Origin of the sequence: Cytobacillus purgationiresistens, assembly GCF_030813235.1 — a bacterium.
Classification (GTDB): domain Bacteria; phylum Bacillota; class Bacilli; order Bacillales; family Cytobacillaceae; genus Cytobacillus; species Cytobacillus purgationiresistens.
Map to the genome: position 1 here is coordinate 1 of NZ_JAUSUB010000059.1, position 10050 is coordinate 10050.

The window sequence follows — 10050 nt, forward strand, 5'->3', positions numbered from 1 at the left end:
TTCGTTCTAACCAAAACTGTAAAGTTAAACAAGTTAGTTAGTAATATGGAGAAAAACTGCGTATTTAAGAGATAAGTGTTTGTTTATTGAGGGAGTTTAGTTGAATAAGAATAGGTGTTATAAATATATTTTTCTATAATGGTTCAAACTAATATTATGTAACTTTAACGGTTGCATGATACGGCTACTTAATCACGCAACCATAAAGTTGCCCTTGACAAGCAACCGTAGAGTTGCATATACTCGAAACATGAATTGGGACAAAGACACTATATTCAAAGCACTTGGCGACTCGACTCGACGGCTAATATTAGACGAACTTTCCGAACGCAACGAGCAGACGTTGTTTGAACTTACGGTACGTCTTATTACGAATCACAACCTTTCCATTTCGAGACAGGCGATAGCTAAGCATCTTTCTGCATTGGAAGATGCAGGGCTCGTAACATCAAAACGAAAGGGTAAATATCGAGTACTTATATTTAACAACGAACCACTTAAAAATTTGCTGAAAGGGTGGATAGAGTAATTTTATTTAAAAAATTTCTGACGAATGATTGGTTTTTTCTGCTTGGAGCCAGATTGTAAGCAGAGTCCCATACGTCGCAATTATAACAGGAGGCAAAAACATAATGAAAATCATTGTTACCAGTATATTCGTAGAAGACCAAGATCAGGCACTAGAATTTTATTCAGAAACACTGGGATTTGAAAAAAAGCACGATGTTCCCACAGGAGAATTTAGGTGGATAACGCTTGTTTCTCCCGAGGATCAAAAAGGTACCGAGCTTTTACTTGAACCGAATAAACATCCGGCCGCAACTGAATATCAAAAGAAGTTATTTGCTGAAGGCATCCCAGTAACAATGTTTGGGGTTGCAGATATTCACGCAGAGTACAAACGATTAATGGAAAAAGGCGTGAAGTTTACTATTGAGCCCACAAAAATGGGCGAAAACACAATAGCTGTCTTCGACGATACATGCGGCAACCTTATTCAGATAATTCAGGAGTAACTTTATGTCGAAATAACTTAAATTCTAAACGACTTTATTGGTAAGTTTTAAGTACGGTGAAGTGTTTTTTATCTAAAATTAAACAACTTTATGCTAACCCTGTCCTAATTTTGGAACGGGGTTATACATTTTTACGGTATAAAATTAAATACCATTGAATTGTGAAGTATTGTCTTTTTCTTATGGAACTATTAGGGAAGGTACATAGCAATTGAGCAATTACTCCTCGAAATGGAGTACGTTTCTACAAATTAGGAAAGATACCTTCTGAGGTGAATTTAATATATGAAAATGCTTTATATATTGATTATAACTGTATCGATGTTGTTTTTGGTTCAATTCAAGGATACGCACAACCTGAAGAAGAAGACTACTTTGGAGTGGCAAAAACCTTTTGTGGTAAAGAAATTGCTGAAAAGTTGTGGCTTGTACGTTTAAATTTCCCTAAAGCACCTGGAGCTAACTTAGCCAAGGTCAGATATTTCTAGCCAAAAGTAAAGAAACCGGGTGGTTTGTTTGGTTTCAATACATTTAAACTACTTATTTTTAACTAATGAGGGCAAGAGCTGCGGATTACTTAGATTCGCAGCTCTATTGTTTATGAAAGTAAAGCGGCAGGTTAGTTGAAAATAATAATAAAAGGAAATTAAGAGAGACGAAGTTATGTCAGAATTGATTTATCATGTGGCAATGACGGCAGACGGATATATTGCAGATCCAAACGATATAGCAGATGATTCGACTTTTTTATATGAAGGTGACCACGGACCGGATGTTTTATCTGATATTGAGAGTATGGAATTGCTTTAATGGGTGGGAAAACATACGAGGTCTGGTTAATGGATGGGATGAAACCGGGTGAACGATGGCAACTTGCCAAGTTTACAAATAAATGAAAAAAATATCTGAATATTAATTGAATTTTTAGAGTAAATACTCTATTATTTAATTAGAGTATTTACTCTATTTTTTAATTGAAGGTGAGAACAATAAGTTCGAAAAATGCAACTAAAATTAAAATAATTTATGCTGCTATTAAACTGTTTAATGAGCATGGAACAGGAGCAGTATCTACAAACCGAATTGCAAGTGAAGCTGGTATTAGTCCAGGAAATCTATACTACCACTTTAAGAATAAAGAGGATATCATCCGTTCTATTCTCCAAGAAATGATAGGAGAGTGGGATAAGTTGTGGCTTACACCAAAGGGGTGGGAACCAACATTAAGCGATATGAAGAAGATTATAAGGTTAAACATAGAGCTACAAATTAAGTACTGTTTTTTCTATCGTGAACTTATTAGCTTGATGAGGATTGACCCTGAGCTACAACGTATTCACCAACAGATTCAGAAGCAGAGGTTTATTGAGCAGAGGAGGGTATTTCAACAATTTGTCGAGGCAGGACACCTACGATTAGCAGAATCAGATATGGATTCCTTGCTAACTTCTTGCTGGATTATTAGCAACAACTGGTTGTCATTTCTTGAGATCAGTGGCTTGGAAATTGATGATAGTAGTATTTCAAAGGGGATAGGGTTAATTTTGTCTATTCTGCGTCCTTATATTTCAAGTTTTGAATGGGGTTTACTGGAGGGTTCGTGAAGGAGGTTGTTTATATGAATAAAAAAGCTGAAAATAATCATTCAACATCTACAAGGAGAGAGTTTCTAAAAAAAGCTGGTACATCATTTTTGGTTGTTTCATTTGGTGGATTGTTATGGAGAGCAATTGACCAAGGAGTATTTAGTACTGGAAAAGGACCTGCCTATGAATTGTGGTCTCCTGAAGAGTCATCTCATCTTACAGATTCTTTGGCATTAGTTCATGATGCAGTTCTTGCATCAAATCCTCACAACAGTCAACCATGGATTTTCAAAGCCTCTGAAACATCAATTGAGTTATTTGCAGATAAAACTCGGAATTTGGGGAGTATGGATCCTTTATTGCGTGAAATGCATATGGGACTTGGTTGCGCAGTAGAAAACATGGTATTGTCTGCTCAAGAAAAAGGGTATTTTCCAAAAGTAGAGTATTTTCCAGACCCTTTAGATTTAGATTATATAGCAAAGGTTGAGCTCAATCCTGGTACTAAGAAGAGTTCAATTTTACACCAAGCAATCCCGCACAGACATACCCACCGTGGACCTTATGATAAAGAGCGAACTGTATCTACTGAAATATTAGGCAAATTGAAGGAGCTTTGCGAAGACGAACCAAATGTTCAATTAACCTGGCTAAGTACATCTGAAGAAAAACAAAAGACGAGTAAACTTGTGATTGCAGCAACCGAATCTATCATTGTAGACGAAGAGATGAGTCATGATAGTAATATTTGGTATCGAGGTAATTGGGAAGAGCTGCAAAAATACCGTGATGGCTTAACATTGGATGCGCAAGGCGGTCCAGCATGGGTTCGAGCAGCAGGGAAAATGCTTCCTAATGTCTCACATGAGAGTGCAAATCAATTTTGGTTAAAGTCAACTCGTCAAACTCATGTTCCAACTGCAGCAGCTTTTGGACTGTTAACGATTAAAGAATTAACTGATCATGAAAGTCAACTAAGAGCAGGACGGATCTGGCAAAGAATTCACTTACAAGGGGCAAATGATGGCTTAGGTTTACATCCATTAAACCAACCGATGGAGATGAGAGATCGGGAGATTCAGCTAGGTAGCAAAACCCATAATTTCAAAAAAAAACTGACAGAATTATCTAGGCATTCAACCGGCGAAGCTATTTTTCTTTTCCGTATTGGATATCCTTTATCCCCATCATATCCGAGTCCTCGTCGAGAGCTTAAAGATGTCATCATTTGAAGAAGTTAAGCTGCATTACGTCAGGTTGCTCATCAAACATTCTTTAATCGGTAGCAGCTCCGGGATAGAAAGATTAACTAAGGACAGGAGTGACTTTATTTAATAGACTGGCAGATTAGATTTAATTTGATGGCGATAGCACCTGCTCATTTTAAGTAGGATCAGTAACAGAGATTACTATTGTTGTAGATCTAGGACAGTTATCTTTATTTTAACCAATTTTCACGCTTGGTGTTTTATTACATTTTCCTTATGATGTAATTAATAAAATAAACTTTAATTAGTGAATTGTAAGAGTATCTATTGAGGTGCTCTTTTTCTTATGTAACAAAAGTGGCGGGTTAGTAAAAGAATTAAGTAAAACATTAAACATTTATTGTACGTATAATAGTAAAAGGAGGAAGGAAAATGAAAAATTATGTTGTGTTTATAATAAGTTTTAGTTTGTTGTATTTAGCAGTTAACATTTTATCAGGCTGGTTTTTAACAGCCTTTTATACCCCTAATTTATCCTTAGTGAACAATAATGTTAGTCAAGAAGTGGTATTTGGACAGGCAAAAACAATCCCGTTTATTATAATATTATTGGTTGCAAGTATAGCCTACTATTTTTCTCGAAAGATTTTTACATCCAATAGTAAGAAGTTTATCTAAGTAATATAAATTTTGGGGGTTTCTGTATCCCTTATTAAACTAACAACGGTACTGTTCTTTTCTTATGTCGCTAAGGCGGCAGAATAGTTCAACAGAGAAACCGCACTATAATATTACGGTTTTTCATGATGAGGTACAATCAATGCAGTTTGTTTAGATAAAAAGTATAATTGGCAGAAAATAAAGGAGTCTTAAGTATGGTTTATGACACAATTATTGGTGCTGGTACAATGGGGATGGCTGCAGGATACTATCATTCAAAAAGAGGAAAACGCGTGTTAATGCTTGATTCCCATAACCCTCCTCATGATAAAGGAAGCCACCACGGAGATACTCGAATTATTCGTTTTTCATATGGAGAAGGAGAAAATTATGTACCATTGCTTCTTCGTGCAAATGAGTTATGGAGAGACCTAGAAATTTGAAGAAGGCAAGGAACAAGAAATTCTAGGTAGCGGGAAAACTGGTACTCCAGTTCTTGAAACAAATCAAGAGGGAGAATACAGCTTTGACTTTGTTTTAGGTGCATTAGAAGAAAACCCCGAAATAAGGACTGCCCCCACTCCTGAAGAATTGAATAAGGTAAAAAACTCTTCAAATTCAACCTTAATTTTCTTTATTGAAGATGAGGAAATAGGGCGATTTGATCAATTGAAATTAAGATCAAATTTTTATATGTGAGAATAGGTGTATTAATTACACTATAGAAAACGCTTCTTCATACGAAGGATTAAATGGGTGCAGCAGCATGAAAATAAAAATCTTCCTGAGTAGTGAACTAATAAAGTTAATAAGGATGCTTTCAAATCTTAGCTCTCTTTAAATAAAAAGGAGAAAAATATCTATTATCTTTTTCTAATGGAACGAACGTGGCAGCATTCCTGTAATAAATGTAGAGAACCTTTCTTATGTCACAATCTCGGCAGGATAGTGGATGTAAAAAACATTGTATTGTTCTTTTAAGAAGGGATTGAAGAAAGTGACTCAATTTACAATATTTTACCTTTGTGTTTTATTTTCAGAAAATTAATAAAGGACCATATGTTCTTATGTTAATATATATTAAAAAGGGAGGGGATTAGTATAACAGTGAAAAGTGAAAAAGAAATTTTATTGTTGAATAGCGACATGAATTTTAAATCATTGCTTGAAATAATTGACTCTGTACCTACCAGAAAAAGGGGAACTTCTATTGAAACTCAAGAGAGAGATAAGAATTTTCGTGATGTATTAATGCACCTTTATGAATGGCATGCAATGCTTGAGAGATGGTATAGAGAAGGCATGGATGGAGATATTCCTTTTATGCCAGCAGCGGGTTATAAATGGAATACTATAAATCTGCTTAATAAACAAATTTGGGAAAAATATCAAGATGTAACTTTGAATCAGGCTATTAAGAAATTGAAGTTAAGTCATGATAGAGTAATGGAACTAATTAAATTACATACTGATGAAGAACTCATAACAAAGAAATACTATAAGTGGACAAAAACAAGCAATTTATATACCTATTTTGCTGCAAACACCTCACATCATTATATTTGGGCTATTAAAAAATGTGAAGTCATTGCAAAGATTATAAAAGAAACGGAAAATGACAAGGTTGTAAAATAATAAACTAAACAAAGGGGGTGTTGATTGAATGAATATGGATCAATGCTCTTTTTTGCTTTTGGAACTAGCGTGCAGTATTCCTGTAATAAATTGAAGTTGGAAATGAATAACTTTGTGAAGAAATGTACTTAAGCTATAGGGGGCGTTAGTTCAATAAGAGAAAAAAGGGTAGTACATATTATACATGGCTAATATGTACTATCCTTTATTTATTAAGGTTTATTATAAATAGGTCTAGATAATTTCAGTTCGGTAATAAATTTATTATCATTGAATATCTCATCTACTTGATTTAGCAGCATAGGGCTAAAATCCCTGGTCTCTAAACAGTAGGCGGTGCATGCTTTAATTATTCATTCTGCAGAACTTTAACCATCGCAGTTATCATTCCAAGATGAGTACTTTCATGCGCAATTAAAACATGAACAAGTTCACCGATTACGGTCGCTTGAAGAAAGTTGCTCTCTTCTGCTACAGGTTGTGTTAACATACCGTCATAATTATCACATATCTCCGTCAGCTGGCTTTTTAATTCAATTAGAATAAGATCAATTTCTGGCGGTTGCCCCGACCAGTTTAACGGACTTGTGCCTGTCGCGAAAAAATCACTATAATGATCTGGAATTCTTGAACCAGCGCCAGAATATTCAAATATTAATTTGTCTGTTATCGTTAGCACATGTCCAACCTGCCAATATAAATGGTTATTGAAACCTTTCGGGATATGTTTCATTTTACCTTCAGACACGTTTTTTAAAACATTCAGTATTTGTTTTCTAATATCTGCAAACAAATTCAATACATAGGTATCGGACATGTTAATCACCTATCGCTTCTAAGATTTCTATCATACCTCCATATTGCAATTCCGGCCAATTTTGAGTTAAAGACATCGCTTTTTCCAAAGAATCTGCTTCAATAATGGAAACGCCGAATATATCTCCGGAGTAATCATCGATGGAATCTTGCGAAATAAATTTACGCCCACTTCCCGCAAAACGTACCTTCTCGTAACCATCTTCCTTTAGATTGTCAAGCCATCTCCATAGTTCATCAACATTTCGATCAAGTCGATTGTCCGGAACCTCACCGCCCCTATAAACAAACAAAAACTTCAATCTTGTTCCCTCCTTATTTTCAGTTGCAATTTGAAACTTAATTTATTATAATAACATTTAAATAATTAAGTCAAGGGGGATCTATGCATAATTCCAAACTGCGCAGAAGGTCGAATTGTCCTATCTCGTTTTCTCTAGATTTATTAGGTGACTCTTGGTCACTACTTATTATCAGGGACATCATATTTGCAGGAAAAAAAACGTTTGGGGAATTCCTTACCTCAGATGAAGGGATTGCCAGAAACATACTATCGAATCGCTTATCCCGTCTAGAGACAATAGGCTTGATTAATAAAAGTCCACATCCCGATGACAGGAGAAAAGACCTGTACGAAGTAACGGAGGCTGGGTTGGATTTATTACCCGTCCTGTTTGAATTATCCGGCTGGGGAGCGAAGCATGAACCTGAAACTGCAGACACCCTAACTTGGTTGACTGATGTTCAGATGAACAAAGACAGTTTAATTCAATTAATTCGGCAAACGGTTATAAATGGCGGATCTGTATTTACTGGTTCAGAGAGTGTAATTAATCAATTGGAGCGGAGGCAGTAGCCCTATCTACCAGATATTGAGGAAATACTGTTAGCAAAATAATAGAGTGGTATAGTTTGTGAATAAAATAACTATTCATTTTGTAGATAACGAAGAAGGTCAACTTATAACATTATAAGATAGAACAATAAAAAACTTATATTCAGCCTCATGATGCAATTAGCCTAGCTAAAGAATTGGGACTGATTTTGTCAAAAGGATTAATTAGTATGATTAAGAATAATCAAAACAAAACAATAAGTAGGCCAACATGTATGTACCGGTCAAGTTTGTTCCAGCAAACTTGACCGTTTTTAAAATTTTTACTTCGAGAAAGGGACGGGTAAACAATTGATCCTTCAAACAGGGGGGCTGTATGTTGGATTTAAAAAATCACCGTTGATCCAAAACATACATACGTTCCTTTATTGATCCTTATAATTTTATTTAGAATAATAACTTTATTATGTATTGGATTGTTTACTAATCTGAAAGAACAGACAATATATTGTCTACTCACTGTACATATCCTGGAGTAAAGCAGAATTTTTCCAAGTGTGCGAGGCATTATTCTTCCTCGCATGCTTTCTTTTCAAGTAAAGTTGTGTGATCTTGTCTTTATGTCCTTATGACCAAGGCTCTCTTGTATTTGGGTTAATGAAGCTCCGTTCTCATCACTGTTACTGTTTTGCTTAATTCTTCAGCCCTTCCAATAGCTTCGTTATTGTAGCAATTGTGTCTTCTAAGGAGTATTCATCATTTGGATTATCTGCTATCCAAAGGGCTGCTTCATTCATTGCTCCCGAAAGACAATGGGTCATAGCATCCACAGATAATGGTTTTAAATATCCTTGATTTTTCATATCTTGTAATTGCTCTCGTAAATGTCTCATTGAGTTTTGTTCATCAATTAATCTAAAGACATCCAAGCCTAAGACTGCAGGACCGTCAATTAAAAGGATTTTCAGGTTCTGTTCTTCAACTACAGCTGATAAAAAGGCTTGACAGCCAAGTAGTAATTGCTGCCATGGATCTTCACTTTTTAAAGCCTCTTTTTCAACCCGTTCTCCAACCTCTTTTTGTACGAGTTCAAAAATGTGTAAAAATAGTCCCTTTTTATGTTTAAAATGATGATAGAGAGCACCTCTGGTCAAATTTGTCTCTGTAACGATATCTTCTAAAGCTGTGTTAGCATATCCTTTTTCTGTAAAATGTTTTCTTGCAGTTGTAAGTAACTTTTGAACAGTTGCATCGGTTTCCATTTTATTTTTTCTCATAAAATTATGCCTTCCTATATTGTGAGCTGTTTTTATACTTGCTGTGTTGGAATCAGAGATTATTTTTCAGACCATATTTTCTCATTAAATTGAGAACGATAAGTCTCACCAGGTGGTATGATTTGAATTACATCGATTAAAATCCCATTTGGGTCACTTGTGATGAAATGCCTTTGACCAAAATCTTCATCTTTCATATCCTGGATGATGGGCAATTTTTCACTATGAATTAATCTTTTATACTCGTCATCGACATTATCAACCTCAAAATTGAGAATCAATCCCTGTACTACTTTACGATAATTTGAAGGAATCGTTTCATGGGTACTGTCAATGATTGCTAATTCGTAAGGAACAGTATTTTCATTCATTTTCAAACTCACATACCAATCTGATTTGAAAACAGGCTTAAATCCAAAATTCATTTCATAAAAATTAGCAGTTTTTTCTAACTTTTCAGTTAAAATAACTGGATAAAAACCATTAACCAACACGACCATCTCCTTATTTTAGTTTGGTTAATTTTAACATACATACAGTATGTATGTAAATAATTACTTATCTAAAAAAATTTAGGGGCATAAACGCCAAACTCATACAGTTAATGGGGTTGAAGTGTGTATTGGAACCTATCAAAATGCAGAGTAAAGTTTAAAAGAATTAGTCTGGGAATGTGAGGGTGGACGTGAATTACGTTAAAAAGGTTTAAAGACGATGTAAAACATTGTAGTCTTAAATATTTCTCAAACAGTTCTATTATTATATAATGATCATTTTGTGTCTGCGCTATAGGGGCATGATAATTAATCGGTTGCTGCGGAAACCTTATTTTATTGGACTAAAGGGGCAGCATTCCTGTAATAACTGAAAATGCGATTTGAATGAAAAAAGACCTCTTGGTAAGATGAATGTGTCCTGAGCTTGGCCAGCTAAAAAGGACAAAACATCTACTCGGAGGACTCACCATGAATTATAACCAAAATCATAAAATAGCTCAAATTACACCTAAAACCTTAG

General features: G+C 35.0%; 13 protein-coding genes and 1 pseudogene. 10 read left to right on the top strand and 4 right to left on the bottom strand.

All coding sequences use genetic code 11. The features are described from left to right. Positions 1-250 precede the first annotated feature (250 nt). The 9 genes and pseudogenes from J2S17_RS28300 to J2S17_RS28340 all read left to right on the top strand — a co-directional run bounded on the left by J2S17_RS28300 (position 251) and on the right by J2S17_RS28340 (position 6105). Complete coding sequence (locus J2S17_RS28300; RefSeq protein ID WP_307480619.1) at positions 251-529, top strand: ArsR/SmtB family transcription factor; 279 nt, start codon at positions 251-253, stop codon at positions 527-529. Positions 530-632: 103 nt separating this feature from the next. Further along, complete coding sequence (gene glxB / locus J2S17_RS28305) at positions 633-1016, top strand: methylglyoxalase (protein WP_307480622.1); 384 nt, start codon at positions 633-635, stop codon at positions 1014-1016. A 272-nt stretch (positions 1017-1288) separates the two neighbouring features. Continuing rightward, a complete protein-coding gene (locus J2S17_RS28310; RefSeq protein WP_307480625.1) occupies positions 1289-1504 on the top strand; it encodes a hypothetical protein in 216 nt (71 codons plus the stop codon). A gap of 175 nt (positions 1505-1679) precedes the next feature. After that, positions 1680-1826 carry a hypothetical protein gene (locus J2S17_RS28315; RefSeq protein WP_307480627.1) on the top strand — a complete coding sequence of 49 codons (147 nt, stop codon included), beginning with the start codon at positions 1680-1682 and terminating at the stop codon, positions 1824-1826. A 170-nt stretch (positions 1827-1996) separates the two neighbouring features. Next, positions 1997-2620 carry a TetR/AcrR family transcriptional regulator gene (locus J2S17_RS28320; RefSeq protein ID WP_307480648.1) on the top strand — a complete coding sequence of 208 codons (624 nt, stop codon included), beginning with the start codon at positions 1997-1999 and terminating at the stop codon, positions 2618-2620. A gap of 14 nt (positions 2621-2634) precedes the next feature. Continuing rightward, entirely contained in the window at positions 2635-3834 is a 1200-nt protein-coding gene (locus J2S17_RS28325; protein WP_307480629.1) for an Acg family FMN-binding oxidoreductase, read from the top strand. A 408-nt stretch (positions 3835-4242) separates the two neighbouring features. Further along, a complete protein-coding gene (locus J2S17_RS28330; protein WP_307480631.1) occupies positions 4243-4488 on the top strand; it encodes a hypothetical protein in 246 nt (81 codons plus the stop codon). Between the two features lie 197 nt (positions 4489-4685). Continuing rightward, a pseudogene (locus tag J2S17_RS28335) lies at positions 4686-4907 on the top strand (FAD-dependent oxidoreductase); the annotation flags it as partial. A gap of 664 nt (positions 4908-5571) precedes the next feature. Then, positions 5572-6105: a ClbS/DfsB family four-helix bundle protein gene (locus J2S17_RS28340; protein WP_307480651.1), complete on the top strand. Its 534-nt coding sequence runs from the start codon at positions 5572-5574 to the stop codon at positions 6103-6105. 349 nt (positions 6106-6454) lie between these two features. Here the strand turns inward: J2S17_RS28340 and J2S17_RS28345 are convergent, their stop codons facing one another. Together J2S17_RS28345 and J2S17_RS28350 are read right to left on the bottom strand one after the other, a co-directional pair. Continuing rightward, positions 6455-6922 carry a DinB family protein gene (locus J2S17_RS28345; RefSeq protein ID WP_307480633.1) on the bottom strand — a complete coding sequence of 156 codons (468 nt, stop codon included), beginning with the start codon at positions 6920-6922 and terminating at the stop codon, positions 6455-6457. Between the two features lies 1 nt (position 6923). Continuing rightward, a complete protein-coding gene (locus tag J2S17_RS28350) occupies positions 6924-7223 on the bottom strand; it encodes a YciI family protein (RefSeq protein WP_307480636.1) in 300 nt (99 codons plus the stop codon). A gap of 83 nt (positions 7224-7306) precedes the next feature. On the opposite strand from J2S17_RS28350, the gene J2S17_RS28355 reads away from it, so the two are divergent. Further along, positions 7307-7777, top strand: a complete 471-nt coding sequence (locus tag J2S17_RS28355) for a winged helix-turn-helix transcriptional regulator (RefSeq protein ID WP_307480639.1) — start codon at positions 7307-7309, stop codon at positions 7775-7777. A 671-nt stretch (positions 7778-8448) separates the two neighbouring features. Here J2S17_RS28355 and J2S17_RS28360 read toward each other — a convergent pair. Next, positions 8449-9033: a TetR/AcrR family transcriptional regulator gene (locus J2S17_RS28360; protein WP_307480644.1), complete on the bottom strand. Its 585-nt coding sequence runs from the start codon at positions 9031-9033 to the stop codon at positions 8449-8451. Between the two features lie 59 nt (positions 9034-9092). Further along, positions 9093-9527: a VOC family protein gene (locus J2S17_RS28365; protein ID WP_307480646.1), complete on the bottom strand. Its 435-nt coding sequence runs from the start codon at positions 9525-9527 to the stop codon at positions 9093-9095. Positions 9528-10050 lie beyond the last annotated feature (523 nt).